Origin of the sequence: [Actinomadura] parvosata subsp. kistnae (assembly GCF_900323885.1) — a bacterium.
GTDB classification, from domain to species: Bacteria; Actinomycetota; Actinomycetes; order Streptosporangiales; family Streptosporangiaceae; genus Nonomuraea; species Nonomuraea composti.
Genome location: NZ_OOHJ01000018.1, coordinates 3,537,985 through 3,555,345, shown reverse-complemented (window position 1 = coordinate 3,555,345; position 17,361 = coordinate 3,537,985). Strand labels below are relative to the sequence as shown.

Annotated in this window: 18 protein-coding genes; 9 read left to right on the top strand and 9 right to left on the bottom strand. The window is 70.8% G+C overall.

The features are described from left to right. The first annotated feature begins 123 nt into the window (after positions 1–123). Entirely contained in the window at positions 124–1,992 is a 1,869-nt protein-coding gene (locus KIS93_RS36880) for an adenylyl cyclase (protein ID WP_080043331.1), read from the top strand. Positions 1,993–2,097: 105 nt separating this feature from the next. On the opposite strand, the gene KIS93_RS36875 is transcribed toward KIS93_RS36880, so the two are convergent. From KIS93_RS36875 to KIS93_RS36865, 3 genes are all read right to left on the bottom strand, one after another. Then, positions 2,098–2,325 carry a hypothetical protein gene (locus tag KIS93_RS36875; RefSeq protein ID WP_080043332.1) on the bottom strand — a complete coding sequence of 76 codons (228 nt, stop codon included), beginning with the start codon at positions 2,323–2,325 and terminating at the stop codon, positions 2,098–2,100. Beyond that, positions 2,322–2,786: a nuclear transport factor 2 family protein gene (locus KIS93_RS36870; protein ID WP_080043333.1), complete on the bottom strand. Its 465-nt coding sequence runs from the start codon at positions 2,784–2,786 to the stop codon at positions 2,322–2,324. Before KIS93_RS36870 ends, KIS93_RS36875 begins: the two co-directional genes overlap by 4 nt. 78 nt (positions 2,787–2,864) lie before the next feature. After that, positions 2,865–4,388 (bottom strand): FAD-dependent monooxygenase, encoded by a 1,524-nt coding sequence (locus KIS93_RS36865; RefSeq protein ID WP_080043334.1) that lies wholly within the window; start codon positions 4,386–4,388, stop codon positions 2,865–2,867. A 115-nt stretch (positions 4,389–4,503) separates the two neighbouring features. Here KIS93_RS36865 and KIS93_RS36860 point away from each other — a divergent pair, with 115 nt between their 5' ends. Next, the gene (locus KIS93_RS36860) at positions 4,504–5,286 is read left to right on the top strand and encodes a TetR/AcrR family transcriptional regulator (RefSeq protein ID WP_080047295.1); all 783 of its coding nucleotides are present in this window, start codon (positions 4,504–4,506) and stop codon (positions 5,284–5,286) included. A 15-nt stretch (positions 5,287–5,301) separates the two neighbouring features. Here the strand turns inward: KIS93_RS36860 and KIS93_RS36855 are convergent, their stop codons facing one another. Further along, positions 5,302–6,039: a hypothetical protein gene (locus KIS93_RS36855; protein ID WP_080043335.1), complete on the bottom strand. Its 738-nt coding sequence runs from the start codon at positions 6,037–6,039 to the stop codon at positions 5,302–5,304. A 364-nt stretch (positions 6,040–6,403) separates the two neighbouring features. Here KIS93_RS36855 and KIS93_RS67725 point away from each other — a divergent pair, with 364 nt between their 5' ends. Next, positions 6,404–6,529 carry a hypothetical protein gene (locus KIS93_RS67725; RefSeq protein ID WP_268966902.1) on the top strand — a complete coding sequence of 42 codons (126 nt, stop codon included), beginning with the start codon at positions 6,404–6,406 and terminating at the stop codon, positions 6,527–6,529. A 93-nt stretch (positions 6,530–6,622) separates the two neighbouring features. Further along, positions 6,623–7,240 carry a VOC family protein gene (locus KIS93_RS36850; RefSeq protein ID WP_080043336.1) on the top strand — a complete coding sequence of 206 codons (618 nt, stop codon included), beginning with the start codon at positions 6,623–6,625 and terminating at the stop codon, positions 7,238–7,240. 362 nt (positions 7,241–7,602) lie between these two features. On the opposite strand, the gene KIS93_RS63710 is transcribed toward KIS93_RS36850, so the two are convergent. Further along, on the bottom strand, positions 7,603–7,878 hold the full coding sequence (locus tag KIS93_RS63710; RefSeq protein ID WP_222107713.1) for a hypothetical protein: 276 nt from the start codon (positions 7,876–7,878) through the stop codon (positions 7,603–7,605). Between KIS93_RS63710 and KIS93_RS36845 the strand changes: the two genes are divergently transcribed. Further along, complete coding sequence (locus tag KIS93_RS36845; RefSeq protein WP_222107712.1) at positions 7,871–9,121, top strand: epoxide hydrolase family protein; 1,251 nt, start codon at positions 7,871–7,873, stop codon at positions 9,119–9,121. The genes KIS93_RS63710 and KIS93_RS36845 overlap by 8 nt on opposite strands. A 137-nt stretch (positions 9,122–9,258) precedes the next feature. After that, positions 9,259–9,987, top strand: a complete 729-nt coding sequence (locus KIS93_RS36840) for a phytanoyl-CoA dioxygenase family protein (protein WP_080047296.1) — start codon at positions 9,259–9,261, stop codon at positions 9,985–9,987. A 246-nt stretch (positions 9,988–10,233) separates the two neighbouring features. On the opposite strand, the gene KIS93_RS36835 is transcribed toward KIS93_RS36840, so the two are convergent. Continuing rightward, the gene (locus KIS93_RS36835; protein ID WP_230465627.1) at positions 10,234–11,301 is read right to left on the bottom strand and encodes an aspartate/glutamate racemase family protein; all 1,068 of its coding nucleotides are present in this window, start codon (positions 11,299–11,301) and stop codon (positions 10,234–10,236) included. A 129-nt stretch (positions 11,302–11,430) separates the two neighbouring features. Here KIS93_RS36835 and KIS93_RS36830 point away from each other — a divergent pair, with 129 nt between their 5' ends. Then, entirely contained in the window at positions 11,431–11,958 is a 528-nt protein-coding gene (locus KIS93_RS36830) for a helix-turn-helix domain-containing protein (RefSeq protein WP_186404614.1), read from the top strand. 435 nt (positions 11,959–12,393) lie between these two features. Here the strand turns inward: KIS93_RS36830 and KIS93_RS36825 are convergent, their stop codons facing one another. The 3 genes from KIS93_RS36825 to mshA all read right to left on the bottom strand — a co-directional run bounded on the left by KIS93_RS36825 (position 12,394) and on the right by mshA (position 15,577). Then, a complete protein-coding gene (locus KIS93_RS36825; protein ID WP_080043340.1) occupies positions 12,394–13,137 on the bottom strand; it encodes a phosphoglyceromutase in 744 nt (247 codons plus the stop codon). Between the two features lie 634 nt (positions 13,138–13,771). Next, positions 13,772–14,254: a type III secretion system chaperone family protein gene (locus KIS93_RS36820; protein ID WP_080047297.1), complete on the bottom strand. Its 483-nt coding sequence runs from the start codon at positions 14,252–14,254 to the stop codon at positions 13,772–13,774. 48 nt (positions 14,255–14,302) lie between these two features. Further along, positions 14,303–15,577, bottom strand: a complete 1,275-nt coding sequence (gene mshA / locus KIS93_RS36815; RefSeq protein WP_268966903.1) for a D-inositol-3-phosphate glycosyltransferase — start codon at positions 15,575–15,577, stop codon at positions 14,303–14,305. 202 nt (positions 15,578–15,779) lie between these two features. On the opposite strand from mshA, the gene KIS93_RS36810 reads away from it, so the two are divergent. Continuing rightward, positions 15,780–16,523, top strand: a complete 744-nt coding sequence (locus KIS93_RS36810; RefSeq protein ID WP_080043342.1) for an SDR family NAD(P)-dependent oxidoreductase — start codon at positions 15,780–15,782, stop codon at positions 16,521–16,523. Next, positions 16,516–17,307: an SAM-dependent methyltransferase gene (locus KIS93_RS36805; RefSeq protein WP_080043343.1), complete on the top strand. Its 792-nt coding sequence runs from the start codon at positions 16,516–16,518 to the stop codon at positions 17,305–17,307. Before KIS93_RS36810 ends, KIS93_RS36805 begins: the two co-directional genes overlap by 8 nt. The last annotated feature ends 54 nt before the right edge of the window (positions 17,308–17,361 follow it).

Below are 17,361 nucleotides of genomic sequence, written 5' to 3'. Positions count from 1 at the left end.
GTATCGGGGCCGGGTGGCGCGGTAGAAACGTCCGAACCCGTTCTGCATGCCTCGACCCCAGCCCCTCCCCATCCGAGAGAGCGCTCTCTCGGATGGGTTTCTCCATGGAAGGGACGGCCCGCCATGACGACGACCCAGCCCCCAGGCGGCCGGGCGCCGCGCTACGGCCGCGCGCTGTTGACCGCCCTGTTGACCGCCCTGTTGGCCGCCACCGTTCTGTCACCCTTATCGGCGGCCCCCGCCTCCGCCAGCACCGCACCGGACCTCGGCCCGAACGTCACCGTCTTCGACCCGAGCATGCCGGTCGCCGACATCCAGGCCACCCTCGACGCCGCCCACGCCGCCCAGGTCGACGACGAGATGGGCACCAACCGCCACGCCTACCTGTTCAAACCCGGCACGTACGGCACCGCCGAGCAGCCGCTCCAGATCAAGGTCGGCTACTACACCGAGATCGCCGGCCTCGGCGCCTCCCCCACCGACGTCGTCATCAACGGCAAGGTCGAGGTCTACAACCGCTGCCTCGCCGACGGCGGCACGAGCAACTGCCTCGCGCTCGTCAACTTCTGGCGCACGCTGTCCAACCTGTCCATCACCATCAACGCCGCCGGCCAGGACGGCTGCCGCTCCTCCGCGAACTTCTGGGCCGTCTCCCAAGCGGTCTCCCTTCGCCGGCTCAACGTCACCGGCGGCACCCTCTCCCTGATGGACTACTGCACCGCCGGCCCCCAGTACGCCAGCGGCGGCTTCATCGCCGACTCCCGCCTCCCGTCCGTCACGAACGGCTCCCAGCAGCAGTGGCTGACCCGCAACAGCGAGGTCGCCGGCTGGTCGAACGGCGTCTGGAACCAGGTCTTCTCCGGCGTCGTCGGCGCCCCGGCCGAGACCGGCTTCCCCAGCCCGCCGTACACCACCCTCGACACCACCCCCGTCAGCCGCGAGAAGCCCTACCTGTACACCGACGCGCGCGGCAGGTACACCGTCCGCGTGCCCGCCGCCAGGAGGGACACCCGCGGCGTCACCTGGTCCGACGGCCTCACCCCCGGCCGCAGCGTGCCTCTCACCGACTTCTACGTCGCCAAGCCGTCCGACTCCGTGCAGGACATCAACCGGCAGCTCGCCCGCGGCAAGAACCTGCTGCTCACCCCCGGCGTGTACGACGTCGCCCGCAGCATCGAGGTCAAGCGGCCCGGCACCGTCGTCCTCGGCCTCGGCCACGCCACCCTCACCGCCGCCCGCGGCGCCGTCCCGCTCGACGTGGCCGACGTGCCCGGCGTCGTCGTCGCCGGCGTCACCATCGACGCCGGGCCCGACAAGTCGCCCGTGCTGCTGCGCGTCGGCAAGCGCCACGGGCAGCACCACGGCTCGCCCGACAACCCGACGACCCTGTCCGACGTGTACTTCCGCGTCGGCGGCCCGCACCCCGGCAGCACGGACGTCGCCCTCGAAGTCAACAGCGACCACGTGCTCATCGACCACACCTGGGTGTGGCGGGCCGACCACGGCGTCGAAGGGCTCAACGACACCCAGCGCTGGAACACCAACCTGGGCCGCAACGGCGCCCTCATCAACGGCGACCACGTCACCGCGACCGGCCTGTTCGTCGAGCACTTCCAGCAGTACAACACGATCTGGAACGGCGACGACGGCACCACCATCCTCTACCAGAACGAGCTCCCCTACGACCCGCCCACCCAGGCCGACTGGATGAACGGCGCCGTCGAGGGCTGGGCCGGCTACAAGGTCGGCGACCGCGTCCGCCGGCACCGGCTGTACGGGGGCGGCGTGTACGTGTTCAACCAGAACAACCCGCAGATCCACACGGAGAACGGGTTCGAGGTGCCGCGGCGGGCGGGGGTGCGCCTGCACCACATCATGACCGTCAACCTCAGCGCCGGCGTCATCGACCACGTCGTCAACGGCACCGGCGACGCCGCCGACACCACCAAGGTCGGCACCCCCATCTACATCACGGACTACCCGACCCCATAGGACCGCGCCGCCGGCCTTTACTGCGAGGCCGATCCTGCGGCGGGCCGGCCTTGGCTGCGGGGCCGGCCCTGTGGGGGCCGGCCTTTGTCGCGAGGCCGGCCCGCCTCATGACTGGCTCTCCTGCCACCGCCGGAAGATCGCCGGGTTCCGGCGCACGTCCCATCGGGCGAGCATCGACTCGCTGCCCACCTCGATCTCGGCCACGACCAGCTCCGGCACCGCCCGTCCGCCCGGCTCGGCGACGATCCGGCCGTCCGGGGCGATGACGCGAGTCGCCCCGACCCCCTCCCGCCCCGGCGCCGTCCCGGCCACGTCCGCCGCCTGCCGGTTCAAGCCTCCCCGGCCTGCCGGGCGAGGGCCGCCTCGCGTTCGAGCGCGATGTCCCGGAGGAGCGCCGTGTCCTGGTAGAACGACCGCTTCTTGGTGATCTTGCCATGGATCACGTCGACCAGCTCCAGAACGGTCATCCGCCACGGATTGCCGTGCACGTCGGTGCCGCTGTTGGTCGCCACGACGACCACGCGGGTGGGGCCGTCGGCGATGAGCTCGTCGATGCTGATGGCCCGGATGTCCAGCCCGGTCAGCTCGTGCATCCGGTGCCGCGCCGGCCCGATGGCGGCGCCCCTGTGGACGCCGCTGTCGGGATGCCCCCAGTTGAGCTCGACCTCCTGCTCGTCGGCCAGCTCCTTGATCGTGGCGAAGTCCGGGCCGCCGGGCACGCGGAGCACGGCTTCGTAGAAGCGGCGGACCACCTCCTTGTTCAGCTCGGACTGGGCGGGGCTCTCACTGAACAATGGACGTTCCTTTCTGCCGTGGATTCGGGACGCGGTCTCGCGCGCCCGTCGCGTACCGACCGGACCTGAGGCGGAGTGTCAGGGTGTCGGGGCGCCGAACCAGCGGGTCGCGGCCTCCTGGAACGCCTCCCGATCGGGGTCATGGTCACCTGCCCAGGCGACGACGCCGTCCGGCCGGACCAGCAGGGCGCCGAACCCGAGGTCGTCGCTCGCCGGCCCGCCCGCGTACCGGATCCGCCCCTTCCAGCTCAGCGCCGCGTCGTGCAGGAGCTGCCGGCTGGTGAAGTCGAGCGCGACGCCCTGCCCGTCCTGAAGCAGGTCCCCGAGCCGGGTGCCGTCGGCCAGCCGGAAGTCGGGGGCGGTGTGACCGATGAGGGGCTGGTCGCTGCCCAGGTCGTAGCGGTGGAACAGCCCGGACGTGCTGCGGAACACGTGGGTGGTCCCGTCGCGGGTGGTGAGCAGATCGTGGATCAGGCGGCGCAGGGCGGGGGTGTTGGGGCCGGGGTTCATGGTGGCGACCTGGGCGCGGGACCAGTCGAGTATGGCCGCGCCGACGGGGTGGCGTTCGGTGGTGTACGTGTCGAGCAGGCCGGCGGGCGCGGTGCCGTGGATGGTGGCGGCGAGTTTCCAGCCGAGGTTCATGGCGTCGCCGATGCCGAGGTTGAGGCCCTGGCCGCCGAGCGGGGAGTGGATGTGGGCGGCGTCGCCGGCGAGCAGGACGCGGCCGTCGCGGTAGGTCGTGGCCTGCATCGCGCGGTCGGTGAAGCTGGAGGCGAGGTGGACCTCGGTGAGGGTCGCGTCGGTGCCGGAGACGCGGCGCAGGACGGTCTGGAGGTGCTCGCGGGTCAGCGGCTGGGAGCGGTCGAAGGCGCCGCCGTCGAAGTCCATCATGCCGAGGTATCCCTCGAAGGGCGCGCGCATGTACATGCCGGTCGGCGTCCAGGTGAAGCCCATGTCCAGCTCGTGCGGGTCGGCGAAGGTGACGCGGGCGGAGTACCCGGTGAACAGCGGCTCGGTGCCGACGAAGTCGAAGCCGCCGAGGTTGCGTACCGTGCTGCGTCCGCCGTCGCAGCCCACGAGCCAGCGCGCCCGGTGCTCGCGCCCGCCGGCCCGCGCCACGACGGTGTCTCCGTCCTGTGTCACAGCCTCGACGGGAGCGCCGCGCAGGATCCGCACGCCGAGCCTGGCCGCCCGCGCGGCCAGGACCGTCCCGACCGCGTCGATGCTGGTCATGATGGCCTCCATCGCGGGGCTGGGCAGCCGGAACGGGAGAGCGCCGGTGTCGATGTGGGCCGGGTCGAGCAGCATGCCCGCGAAGTGAGTGACGCCCCGGGGAGCGGGCGCCTCCCGCACCTCGGGCGCCGCGCCCACCTGCTCCTTGTCGGCGCCCGATGCTTGCAGCAGCTCGTCGAGCATCCCGCGGCGATAGAACGCCTCGACCGATCCGACGTTCAGGCCCCGAAGCCCCAGCGGCAGCTCCTTCCACGGCGAGGTCTCCTCCGCGTCCCGCTCCAGCACGAGGACGGAGCAGTCCGCCAATGCGAGCTCCCCGGCCAGGAACAACCCCACCGGCCCCGCCCCCACGATCACCACGTCATACACGTCGAGCCTCCTTCACTCAGGACGACCGCCGGAACGGCCTTATGGAGCACCGCTCCATCAATGGAACAGTACTCCATACTGGAACGTCGCTCCAAGCCATGCCAGAATGTCGGCCATGGCCACCAGGACCCGCCCATCCCAGCGACGCAGGCAGATGCTCACCCGGGAACGCATCGTCGAGACCGCCGTCGAGCTGCTGGACTCGTCGGGAGACGGCGCCCTGACGGTCCGCGCGCTGACGACCCGCCTGGGCACCGGCCCGGGCGCGATCTACTGGCACATCGGCAACATGGACGAGCTCCTGGTCGCCGCGGCCGACGCCGTCATCACCGCCGCCCTGACCACGCCTCGCGATGAAGCGGCAACCACCGAACCCAACGAAGCGGCAACCACCCATCCCGACCGAGCCGCAACCACCCAACCCGACCGAGCCGCGGCCACACCTCAGGACGAGATCCGCGCCATCGCCCTCGGCCTGTTCGACGCGGTCGCCGAGCACCCCTGGCTCGCCGCCCAGCTCGCCCTGCAGATCACCCGCAACCCCTGGGGCCCGGTCACGCTGCGGATCTTCGAAAGCATCGGCCGCCCCGTCAGCACCCTCGGCGTCCCCGAAGCCGACTGGTTCACCACGACCTCGACCCTGGTCCACTACCTCCTCGGCGCGACCGCCCAGACCTCACAGAGCGACGAAACCGCCACCCGGACCGAAGCCGGCCGGGCCGAGTTCCTCGCCACCGCCTCCAAGGCCTGGCGCGATCTCGACCCGGACGAGTACCCGTTCATGCGCGCCATCGCCGACCAGATGCGCGAGCACGACGACCGCGAGCAGTTCCTCACCGGCATCAACCTCGTGCTCACCGGCATCACCACCCTCCATCAGCCGCCCATTGACCCCTGAACGACAGAGGCCGCCTCAGCGGTGCCGGACCCACACGTTCGGCTCCGCGAGCACACCGACATCCCGCTCCCGGTCCACCTCGACGGGAGCCAGCGCGCCTGCCACCACATAAGGACCCGAGTCGGGAAGAGGCATCCCGGCCCACTCCTCCCACTCCGCGACAGAGCCACACATGACCATGGACCGCTCCGCCGGGCCCAGCAGGCGAGCACCCATCCGGCGGTGCGTACGCAGCCACGGATCCAGCGGCAAGCCGTCCGGCCGCGTCCAGGCCATGAAGCGCGCCATCGGCGTCAGCGGGTACCGCGCCTTGAGCGCGGGCCGCACCGGCACGATCACCCGCACCAGCCCCGCCCGCACGCCCGCGTCGGCAAGCTGCCGCACCATGGCCGCCGCCACCCCCTGCCCCTGCAAGTCGGACCGCACCTGAGCCGCGCCGATGACCAGGGTGTCCGCTTCCCCGCCCGCTTCACGCAGCTCGACCGCTTGTCGCAGCGCGTCATCGTAACCACCCGGCAGGCCGCCGACGCTGCCGTCCCACCGCAGGGCAACACCCCACCCCCCGGCCGCTATCCGGCCGTCGTCATCGAGGAGCAGCAGACTCAGCTGCCTGAAGTACTCCCGTACGCGATCGAGGTACTGGTCGGCGACCGGGTCATGAAAGATGAACTCCGGCCAGTCGGCGCTGAAGATCGTGTCCGCCTGCTCGTGCAGGTCCGGCCGGTCAGCGAAGACAACGGGGCTGAGATCCACACTCGTCGAGCCTAGGCAACGCCACCCGCAGGACTCACGTGGGCACGTTCCGAAGCCGCCCGCATGATCGTCCAGCCGCGTCCCGCGGAGTGAGGCCTGGTGCGGCTGTTCGCCCAGCACCGGTCCTCCTGCTCAGGTGAAGTGCCCCGTTCGGTGGAGGCGGCGGCAGCGCGGCACACTGAGCCGAGCTGAGCTGAGCCGAGCTGGTCTGGGACCGGGATGCCGGGCTTGCGCAGCCTGCGCCTGGTTGCCAGCCGTCGCCGGCGGGAGCACACTGACGACGGCAGACGGCGCGGAGTCCGGCTTTGTCCCAGGAGGCCGCGCTGAGCACGGCTCCCGAATTCACCGGCGTGGGGCGGCTCTCATGAGCGATTCCGACGTGCTCGTCCTCTCTGACGTGCTCGTCCTCGCCGACACCGCCGACCAGATCTACACCCGCCATCCGGGCGGCGACTTCCCCACCCGACTCCACCGTCCAGCGGTGCCTTGAGCACGGGCCACGGCACCACGATCAGCCGCAAACAACCGCAACTGGGAGAGCCGCGACAGAACCCCTGGCGAGACCGTCCTCAAGGAGGCCGCGATGAGCACCGCAGATGCACGCCTCGGCAGCGCCGATCAGAGGATCGAGGTGGTGGTCGTCCCCGTCTCGGACGTCGAACGGGCCAAGGAGTTCTACGGCCGGCTCGGCTGGCGTTCGGACGCCGTGCCGGCGTGGGCTCCTCCGGGCGGGGTGCAGCTCACGCCGCCCGGCTCGGCCTGCTCGGTGCAGTTCGGCGAGCACCTCACCCCGGCACCGCCCGGCTCGGCCACGGCCATCCTGGTCGTCTCCGACATCGAGGCCGCCAGAGACGCCCTGCTCGCGGCGGGTGTCGAGGTGGACGAGATCTTCCACATCGGCCCGCAGGGCAGGATCCCCGGCCTGGATCCCGGCCGCGGCAGCTACCGCTCGCAAGCCTCGTTCAGGGACCCCGACGGCAACACCTGGCGGCTGCAGGAGATCACCTCCCGGCTCCCCGGCCGCGTCGACCCCGCCCCGGCCTCGTACAGCTCCGTCACCGAACTCGCGAGCGCCCTGCGCAGAGCCGAGACCGCCCACGGCGAGCACGAGAAACGCACCGGCGAACCGGACGCCGACTGGCCCACCTGGTACGCCACCTACATGATCGCCGAACAGGCCGGCACTGAGCTTCCGACCTGAGCCCTCACCCCGGGGCCCACCTCTGCGATGGCGGGACGGGGCCCCGGCCCGGCACGTTCGAGCGACGGACGGACCCCGGGCCAGCACGTCCGAGCGGCACACAGCTCCCGGGCCAGCACGTTCGAGCGACGGACGGCTCCCGGGCCAGCACGTTCGAGCGGCACACGGGCCTCGGTCAGCGCGTTCACGACCCTCGCCGAGAAACGCGCCAGCCCAGAGCCGCCCCCCCCCGCGAGCACAAGACACCCCAGACCGATAAGGACATGACGCCCACCAGCAGATGTCCCCCGAACGGAGGTCGGCACCCCGAGCCCGAACGGAGGCCGGCCCCCGAGCAGAGGACGCGCCGCCTGCCGATGTGGTCACGATGCCGCCAGAAGATCGCGCCAGTCGGGTGCCGGCGCCGCTGCCGGACCTGACGAAGGAGGGAACATGTCCGACGAAACCGGCCATGATCGCCGTCGCTTCTTGCGCAACGCGGCGATGACCGTCGCCGCCGCTGAACTTGCCGCCATCGAACTCACCACCACCGCCGCCTCGGCGAGCGTGGCGTCCAGCACGAGCACGAGCACCAACGGGAGCACGAAGGCAGACGTGAGCACGAAGGCAGACGTGAGCACAAAGGCAGACGTGAGCACGACCGTGAAGGCACGCGCGGGTGCGGGCGCGGGCGCGGGCGTGAAGGTGGACGACCCTGGCGTGCGCCCATTCCGCGTCAGTGTCCCGGGCAGGGAGCTCGCGAAACTCCGCCGTCGTCTGACGGCGACTCGCTGGCCCGACCGGGAGACCGTGGCCGACACCTCCCAAGGCGTACCTCTCGCCCTCATGCGAGAGGTCACGTCCTACTGGGCCAGGCAGTACGACTGGCGCAAGGGCGAGGCGAAACTGAACGCCCTGCCCCAGTTCGTGACCCAGGTCGACGGGCTGGACATCCACTTCGTCCACGTCCGATCGAAACACGCGAACGCGTTGCCTCTGATCGTCACCCACGGGTGGCCCGGCTCGGTGTTCGAGCAGCTGAAGATCATCAAGCCGCTGACCGACCCCACGGCGTACGGTGCGAGCGCCGCGGACGCCTTCCACCTGGTGATCCCCTCGGTGCCGGGCTACGGGTTCTCCGAGCGGCCCGCCGAGACCGGCTGGGGCCCCGTCCGCATCGCGAAGGCGTGGGTGACGCTGATGAAGCGCCTCGGGTATCCGCGCTTCGTGGCCGCCGGCGGCGACATCGGGGCCGCGATCAACCTGGCGATGGCGCGCGAGGCACCGCCGGAGCTGCTCGGCGTGCACACCAACCTGCCCGGGACCGTGCCGCCCGACATCGCGCGGGCCATGCAGCTCGGCGACCCGCCGCCGCCTGGTCTCTCCGCGGACGAGCGACGCGCGTACGTGCAGCTGGCCACCCTGACCGCGAAACACTTCGCCTACTACGGCATGATGAACACCCGCCCCCAGACTCTGTACGGCATGGCCGATTCGCCGGTCAGCCTGGCGTCCTGGCTGCTCGACCACGGCGACGGCGCCGACCAGCCCGCGGCGGCCATCGTCTCCGCCCTTCGCGGCAACCACGAGCACCTGACCAGGGACGACGTGCTGGACAACGTCACGATCTACTGGCTGACCAACACCGGCGTGTCGGCGAGCCGCTTCTACTGGGAGAACACGATCCGCATCACCAACGCCGCCGACATCTCCGCCCCGTTCGCCGTCAGCGTCTTTCCTGGCGAGGTCTATCAGGCCCCGCGCAGTTGGACGGAGCAGGCGTACCACAACCTCGTCTACTTCCATGAGGCGGCCGAGGGCGGCCACTTCGCGGCTTGGGAGCAGCCGGGCTTGTACGCCGCCGAGGTGCGGGCGGGGCTTCGGCCACTGCGTACATCCTGATTCGCCTGCCTTGTCAGGCGGCCAGGTGTCCGGCGACCTGGGGCTTCTGTGCGACGTCGTGCCTTCACGCATGGGGCATGCGCCGCCCTCGCCCCGCCGCCCGAAAAGCAGTGGACAGCGTCGATAGCGTGCTGGGCATGCAGAGCGTTGATGTGCAGCAGTTCATCGCCGACGGCTTCGTCAAGGTGGAGCAGGTAGTGCCGCGCGAGGTCGGGGACGAGGCCAGGGCCTTGCTGTGGCAGCGCATCGGCCTGTCACCTGATGATCCCTCCGGATGGACACAACCGGTCGTGTGGACGGCCGATCTGACCGGTGAGGGGCCGTTCGGGGAGTTCGTGAACAGCCCGCGACTGCACGCGGCACTCGATGCCGTCGCCGGGCCGGGAGGCTGGCAGCGGCGCGGCAGCGTGGGCAACATGCCGATCCGCTTCCCCCGGGTGCCTCCAGCCGAGGATCGCGGGTGGCATGTCGACGCCAACACCCAGCGTCCGGACGGCACCTGGGGAGTGAGCGGGCGTCCTGCCACGCTCCTGCTGCTGGTGTTGTTCTCCGAGGTCGGTCCGGATGACGCTCCGACCAGGATTCGCGTCGGATCGCAGCGGGATCTGGCCAAGGTGCTCACCGAGGAGGTGCGCGACCCCATGCAGATGGGGCCGCTCTTCGACGAGACGGGCCAGGATCGGCCGGTGGCGCTGGCCACGGGTAGTCCGGGGGATGCGTACGTGGTGCATCCGTTCGCCGTGCACGCCGCCCAGGAGCACCTCGGCACCGAGCCCCGGTTCATGGCGCAGGCGCCGGTCATGCTGACCACGCCGCTGGCGCCAGGCAACGGGGCGACGGCGCTCGCCCGCGCGATCGACTGGTAACCAACGGAACGAGCTCGTGGCCGATGGTGCTCCCATCGGCCACGGATAGATTGATGGCGAGCGGTCGAGGCCAGTGACGCTTCACCTCTACCGCTCCCATCGGCCACGGACGGATCGATGGCGAGCGGTCGAGCCGGCGATGCTTGGCCTCTACCGCTCCCCTTTGCCACGAGTGGACCAACGGCAAATGGTTGAGGTTGGCGAGGATTCGCCTCGACGCCGGGGATCGGGTGCCTGATGCTCATCTCAGCTCGCCAGCCCCTCCGCGCCGCCGCGCCAAGACGGGAACGGTCGCAGGCCGGCGGCTGCTTCGTATGCGGCGGCCGACAGGAGGCGGGTCGAGTCGAGGGTGGGGAGCGGTGAGTGTTCGGGGGCGATGAGGAGGGGGATCTCGGTGCAGACCAGAGCCACGGCATCGCAGCCCCGGGCGGCCAGCCGTTCGATGATCTTGATGTAGGCGGCGCGTGAGTCCTCGGTGAACACACCGTTGACCAGCTCGTCGAAGATGATCCTGTTGACCACCTCACGCTCGCCGGGGTCTGGTATCTCGGCGGCAATTCCCCGGGCGCCGAGCGCGCGGGGATACACCGGGCCCTCCATCGTGTAGGAGGTGCCCAGCACGCCCACGCGAGTGCGGCCGTCTCGGGCGGCCTGCTCGGCCACCACCTCGGCGATGTGCAGGCCGGGGAGGGCGAGGGCTGGGCCTGGACGTTCGAGCGCGAGGTGGGCGGTGTTGTCGGGACAGATGAAGAACTCCGCGCCGGCTCGGCTGAGGCGGTCCACGCTCACGGCGAGCGTCTTGCGCACCGTGTCGTGATCGCCCGCGTCCCAGGCCGCCATGCTGCGGCCGAACGGGATGTAGTCGAGGGTCACGTCGGGGTGGTCATGCTCGCCGAGCCGCCGGAATCCCTCCTGGCAGAAGGACAGGAAGCTCAGCGCGGCGCCTTCGGTGCTGTGCGCGAGGATGCCCAGATGGTGCATGTGTGCGGGCGGGGTGACGGCTCGGGCGTGCGTAGGCAGGGCGGCCGACTGGCCATGCGTAGGCCGGGCCGCCGACTGGCCATGTGTAGGCCGGGCCGCCGACTGGTCATGCGTCGGTAGGGCGGCCGGCTCGTCATAGGCCGGTAGGGCGGCCGGCTCGTCATAGGCCGGTAGGGCGGCCGGCTCGTCATAGGCCGGTAGGGCGGCCGGCTCGTCATAGGCCGGTAGGGCGGCCGGCTGGTCATGGGCAGGCAGGGTGGCGGGCCGGCCGTGCTCGGAGGTGTCGTGGTCGATGGCGTCGGGCGGTCGCGCCTGCCGTTCCGGGTCGCGCATGTGTCCCTCCGCTGTTCGGTATGTCGGTACGCTTGACCGCTATGATGAACAACGAGTGGGTGTTCGTCAAATCGAACGACTGGCAGTGTGGAGCGAACAGTGGCCGAGAACAGACCTCCCTTCGACCGGATGGCGGCGGCCATCAGGCGTGAACGTGAGCGGGCCGGGATGTCGCTGAGCGAGCTGGCGAAACGCTCGGGACTGGCCAAGTCCACGCTGTCCCAGCTCGAAGCGGGCACCGGGAACCCGAGCCTGGAGACGCTATGGGCGCTGGGAGTCACGTTGGGCGTGCCGTTCAGCCGGCTGGTGGATCCACCGCGACCGGCGGTGCGGCTGATCCGCGCCGGCGAGGGGCCGGCCGCCCACTCCGGCCAGGCCAACTACACCGCCACCCTGCTCGCCTCCAGCCCACCGGGGGCGCGGCGCGATCTCTACAGGATCGAGGCGCAGCCGGGCGAGTCGCGGCGATCGGAGCCGCACATGCCGGGCACGGTCGAGCATCTCGTGATCGGGGCGGGGCGGGCGCTGGCGGGGCCGGTGGACGAGCCGGTGGAGTTGGGGCCTGGGGATTATCTGGCTTATCCGGGTGATGCGGCGCACGTCTTCACTGCGCTTGATCCTGATACGAGTGGGGTGATCGTGATGGAGCACGTCTGAGCCGGGGAGACGATCTCAGAGGGACATTGGGAAGGCACCGACTGTTTGCCAGAGCAGGATGGGCGGGCCGCTTCCGGTCCCACCGATGTGTTCTCACACATCACGAGCTCGGGCGCGCGCTCATAGCAGGAGAGGTGGGTCCAGTTCTGGTGGAGCCAGATGCCCCATCGGGTTTGGGGGCTGGGTCAGGCTCGCGCTCAGGACTGGCTCTTGCGGGTGGTCGAGGGCCGGGGAGCGCGAGGGGCCGGCAGGACCCTCGCTGGGGGTGTGGGGGCGGGCCCCCACAGAGCGCTGTCTGAAGCCCTGCGCGCGGAGCGCCCCTTGTGAAGACCGAGCAGTTGGAGCTGGGGTGTGGGGGGCCGTGCCCCCCACACAGCGCTGACTGAAGCCCCGCGCGCGGAGCGTCCCCAGTGAAGACCGAGCAATTGGGTGTTGTTAGCGGCCCTGGTTGGCTACGGCTTCGATGGCGGCCTTGGCGGCCTCCGGGTCCAGGTACGTGCCGCCGCGGACCGTTGGACGGTAGTCGGTGTCGAGGTCGTACAGGAGGGGGATGCCGGTCGGGATGTTGAGGCCGGCGATGTCGTCGTCGCTGATGCCGTCGAGGTGCTTGACCAGGGCGCGCAGGGAGTTGCCGTGGGCGGCGACGAGGACGGTGCGGCCGGCCGCGAGGTCGGGGACGATCTCGTCGTACCAGTACGGGAGCATGCGCTCCACCACGTCCTTCAGGCATTCCGTGCGGGGCATGAGCTCCGGCGGGAGGAGGGCGTAGCGGGGGTCGCCGGCCTGGGAGTATTCGTCGTCGTCGGCGATAGGGGGCGGCGGGACGTCGTACGAGCGCCGCCACAGCATGAACTGCTCGTTGCCGAACTCCTCCCTGGTCTGGGCCTTGTTCTTGCCCTGGAGGGCGCCGTAGTGGCGCTCGTTGAGCCGCCAGCTGCGCTTCACCGGGAGCCAGAGCAGGTCCGCTTCCGCCAACGCCAGCTGGGCCGTCTGGATGGCCCTGGTGAGGAGGCTGGTGTGGACGACGTCCGGGCGCAGCCCGGCTTCCTGGAGGAGCTTGCCGCCGCGGCGGGCCTCGTCCTCGCCCTTGGCCGAGAGGCTCACGTCCACCCAGCCGGTGAACAGGCCCTTCGCGTTCCAGTCACTCTCGCCGTGCCTTAGCAGCACCAAAGTCGCCATGGGGCCAATCCTATGGTTTGGACGCAACCGCGGGTGCGGGCCTCGCCCCTGAGGGGTGGGTGGCTGGTATTGGCGGGAATGCTGGTGTGGGTCCCCGCCTCGGATAAGTGCAGCCGGCGTGCCTTCTTCCGTGCTACGGGGCATGCGGGCGCGATTTCTTCGCGCCATGAGGAGGCATGGGAGGCAGGAGGTGAAGGGCTACGGGGACATTGAGGGACGGAGGGTGAAGATCGCGAGGGTCCGGGGCGAGCAAGCATCGCCGATGCGGACGGGGAAGACCCCGAGGGACGAGGCGGGCAAGCATCGCCGGCGCCGAAGGGGAAGACCCCGAGGGTCCGGGGCAGGCAAGCATCGCCGATGCGGACGGGGAAGATCCCGAGGGCCGAGGCGGCAAGCATCGCCGGTGCCGAAGGGGAAGATCCCGAGAGTGGAGGCGGGCGGGCATCGCGGGGGCGGAAGGGGAAGATCGCGAGGGTCGGGGACGGGAGGAGGATCGCGGGGGGCGGCGGGGAGAAGAGCACAAAGATGGAGGAGGAAGGACCGTGAGGGCGTCGGGGTGCGGAGAGGGGAAGAGCTCCGAGGGCGTCGGTCGAAGTAGAGGGGACGAGGGGTCGGAAAACGATCGGTCTGAACGTTAGGAGGCGTCCGGGTCGGCGAAGCGGGCGAACGCCTGGAGGTTCGCGAGGGATTCCCCCCGCTTGGCCCGCCAGGCCCATTCCCGCCGTATCGACGAGGCGAAGCCCAGCTCCAGCGCCCGGTCGAACCATTCGTCCGAGTACGTGAGCACGCACCCCAGCAGCCGGTCGATCTCCTCCTCGGTCACGGCGGTCAGCGGCATGCGTCCCACCAGGTAGACGTCGCCCACGGGATCGAGGGAGAAGGACACTCCGTACATGGAGCCGTTCTTGCCGAGGAGCCAGCGGTAGAACTCGGTGTGGTTCTCGTCGGGCTGGCGGCAGAAGAAGGCTTCGACGTGCAGGACGCGCTCGCCCACGATGAGCCAGGTCATGGTGGCGAGCTTGTGCTGTCCGGGCAGTTTGGCGAGGAACGCTCCGGGCCGCGGCTCGTCGTAGGAGACGTCCGCGGCCTTGAGCGCGGCTTCGACGACATCGCGCATGCCGACCACAATAGGAGACCGGGCCACGGGTCAGGAGACGGCCACGGGTCAGGAGACGGCCACGGGCACCTGGTGGAGGTGGGCGAGGGCGCCGGCGTACACCTGGACGAGCTGGGAGGCGGTGGCCTGCCAGCCGAAGGCGGTGGCGTGGGCGCGGGCGCCCTGGGAGAGCTGGTCGCGCCAGCGGGGCTCGGTGATGAAGCGGCGCAGCACCTGGGCCCATTGGGCGGGGTCGTGGCCGTTGACGAGCAGGCCGGAGACGCCGTCGCGGACGGCGGTGCGCAGCCCGCCGACGGCGGCTGCGGCGACGGGGGTGCCGCACGCCTGTGATTCGAGTGCGACGAGGCCGAACGACTCGCTGTAGGAGGGGACGACGGTGACGTCCGCGGCGCGGTACCAGTCGGCCAGCTCTTCCTGGGGGGCGGGGGGTACGAGGCGGACGACGTCGGGGATGCCGAGTTCGGCGGCGAGGTCGGTGAGCAGGGAGGGGCGGGCCAGGCCGTTGCCTGAGGGGCCGCCGACGCAGGCGACGACGAGGCGGGAGCGCAGCGAGGGGTCGTCGATGAGCATCCTGGAGGCGGCGCGGAGCAGCACGTCGGGGGCTTTGAGCGGCTGGATGCGGCCGACGAACAGCAGGACGTGGGCGTCCTGGGGCAGGCCGAGCCGGTGGCGGGCGGCGCCTTGGGAGGCGGGCTGGAAGAGGGTGAGGTTGACGCCGGGGTTGACGACGGCGACGCGTTGCTCGGGGGCGCCGTACAGGTCGATGAGCTCGCGGGCCTCGTCGGCGGTGTTGGCGACGAGGCGGTCGGCGATGTCGACGACCTGCTGCTCGCCGACCACGCGTGCCTGGGGCTCCGGCTTGTCGCCCTGGGCGAGGAGGAGGTTCTTGACCTTGGCCATGGTGTGCATGGTGTGGACGAGGGGGACGCCCCAGCGTTCCTTGGCCAGCCAGCCGACCTGGCCGGACAGCCAGTAGTGGGAGTGGATGACGTCGTAGCGGCCGGGGTCGTACATGGCCTCGGTGCGCAGGACCTCCGAGAGGAACGCGCAGAGCTGGGCGGGCAGGTCGGCGCGGTCCATCTCCTCGTACGGCCCGGCGGTGAGGTGGCGGACGAGGACGCCGGGGGCGAGCTCGGCCACGGGTGGCAGGTCGCGGGCGGTGGCCCGGGTGAAGATCTCCACCTCCACCCCGAGCTGGGCCAGGCGTTTGGCGGACTCGACGATGTACACGTTCATGCCGCCGGCGTCGCCCGTCCCGGGCTGGTCCAGCGGTGACGTGTGCATGCTGATGGTCGCGACCCGGCTGACCCGTCGTCGCCTCACCCGGCTTCACCTCCGAAACGAACCCCGAAACGAACCCCGAAACGAACTCCGAAGAGAGCCCCGAGGAGAACTCCCAAGAAGACCTCGAAGTGCCTCACTCGACACCACCTCCAGACGGAATACAACTATCCCGATTTTTTCGACATTCCCGACAGAAGGTCACAACCAGGGGTACGAGGGCGCACCTCCTAGGATGTGGAGCATGCGGAAGACGGCTGTGGTGACCGGTGCGAGCAGCGGGATCGGAGAGGCGACCGCGCGGCGCCTCGCCGCCGAGGGATACGACGTCGTCGCGGGCGCCCGGCGCCGCGACCGGCTGGGCAAGCTGGCCGCGGAGGTGCCCTCGATCACGCCGGTGACGCTGGATGTGACCTCTCAGGAGTCGGTGGACGCCCTGGCCGCCGGCCTTGAGCGTTGTGACGTGCTGGTCAACAACGCCGGCGGCGCGCTGGGCCTGGAGCAGGTGGCCGATGCCCGGCTGGACGACTGGCAGCGGATGTACGACGTGAACGTGCTCGGCTCCCTACGCATGACCCAGGCGTTGATCCCCAAACTCGTCGAGTCGGGCGACGGCGTGCTGGTGATGCTGACCTCGACGGCCGGCCACGGCGCGTACGAGGGCGGGGGCGGCTACGTCGCGGCCAAGCACGCCCAGCGCACCATGGCCGAGACCCTGCGCCTTGAGCTGGTGGGGCAGCCGGTGCGGATCGTCGAGATCGCGCCGGGGATGGTGCAGACGGAGGGGTTCGCGGTCACCCGGTTCCGCGGCGACGAGGAGGCGGCGGCCCGCGTGTACGAGGGCGTGCCGGGCCCGCTGACGGCCGACGACGTCGCCGACGCGATCGCCTGGGCCGTGACGCGCCCCGCCCACGTGAACATCGACCGCATGGTCATCCGCCCCCGTGCCCAGGCCGCGCAGCACAAGGTGCACCGCGTCAGTGGCTAGACCGGTCGGGTCGATTACCCGGGGCACGACCGGCCACAACCGGCTGCGGCGCTGCGACCGCTGGATCGCCGCCGTGCACGGCCCGCTGCTGCGCGGCGAGGCCCGGCCGCTGGTGGTGGACCTCGGCTACGGCGCCTCGCACACGACGACGCTGGAGCTGTTCACCCGGTTGCGCCGGGTGTCGCCGGGGGTGGAGGTCGTGGGCATCGAGATCGACCCGGCCAGGGTGGCGCTCGCCAAGCCGTACGAGCGGGAGGGGCTGAGCTTCCGGCTCGGCGGCTTCGAGCTGCCGGTCCCGCGCCCGCCGGCGCTGGTGCGGGCCTTCAACGTGCTGCGTCAGTACGGCGAGGACGAGGCGTGGCGCTACTGGGAGGCGCTGACGGGCCGGCTGGCCCCGCACGGCGTGCTGGTGGAGGGCACCTGCTCGGAGAACGGGCGGCGGGCGGTCTGGGTGGGGCTCACCCGGGAGGGGCCGCGGACCATCACGTTCTCCGCCCGGTTCGGGGCTTTCGAGCGGCCTTCCGACCTGGCCGACCGGCTGCCGAAGACCCTCATTCACCGGAACGTGCCGGGTGAGCGGATTCATGCGTTCCTGAGCGACTTCGACCGCGCCTGGGCGGTCAGCGCCCCGTATGGGGCGCACGGGCGGCGGCAGCGGTGGCTGGCCGCGATCGGCGTGCTGGCCAGGACCTGGCCGATCCCGGCGCATCCGCCGCTGGGCGGACCGGCCCGGTGGCGGCTCGGCGAGCTCACCCTCCCGTGGGCAGCCGTGGCTCCTCAATAAGTGGTCTATTTCGCTCACTCGATCTCCGTTATATGGTCACAGTGCGATCCGACT

What these genes read in the sequence shown, in the direction of transcription:
- KIS93_RS36880 (WP_080043331.1), top strand. Translation starts at nt 124, where the DNA reads ATGACGACGACCCAGCCCCCAGGCGGCCGGGCGCCGCGCTACGGCCGC.
- KIS93_RS36860 (WP_080047295.1), top strand. Translation starts at nt 4,504, where the DNA reads ATGGCCACCAGGACCCGCCCATCCCAGCGACGCAGGCAGATGCTCACC.
- KIS93_RS67725 (WP_268966902.1), top strand. Translation starts at nt 6,404, where the DNA reads ATGAGCGATTCCGACGTGCTCGTCCTCTCTGACGTGCTCGTCCTCGCC.
- KIS93_RS36850 (WP_080043336.1), top strand. Translation starts at nt 6,623, where the DNA reads ATGAGCACCGCAGATGCACGCCTCGGCAGCGCCGATCAGAGGATCGAG.
- KIS93_RS36840 (WP_080047296.1), top strand. Translation starts at nt 9,259, where the DNA reads ATGCAGAGCGTTGATGTGCAGCAGTTCATCGCCGACGGCTTCGTCAAG.
- KIS93_RS36835 (WP_230465627.1), bottom strand. Translation starts at nt 11,301, where the DNA reads ATGCGCGACCCGGAACGGCAGGCGCGACCGCCCGACGCCATCGACCAC.
- KIS93_RS36830 (WP_186404614.1), top strand. Translation starts at nt 11,431, where the DNA reads ATGGCGGCGGCCATCAGGCGTGAACGTGAGCGGGCCGGGATGTCGCTG.
- KIS93_RS36825 (WP_080043340.1), bottom strand. Translation starts at nt 13,137, where the DNA reads ATGGCGACTTTGGTGCTGCTAAGGCACGGCGAGAGTGACTGGAACGCG.
- KIS93_RS36820 (WP_080047297.1), bottom strand. Translation starts at nt 14,254, where the DNA reads ATGCGCGATGTCGTCGAAGCCGCGCTCAAGGCCGCGGACGTCTCCTAC.
- KIS93_RS36810 (WP_080043342.1), top strand. Translation starts at nt 15,780, where the DNA reads ATGCGGAAGACGGCTGTGGTGACCGGTGCGAGCAGCGGGATCGGAGAG.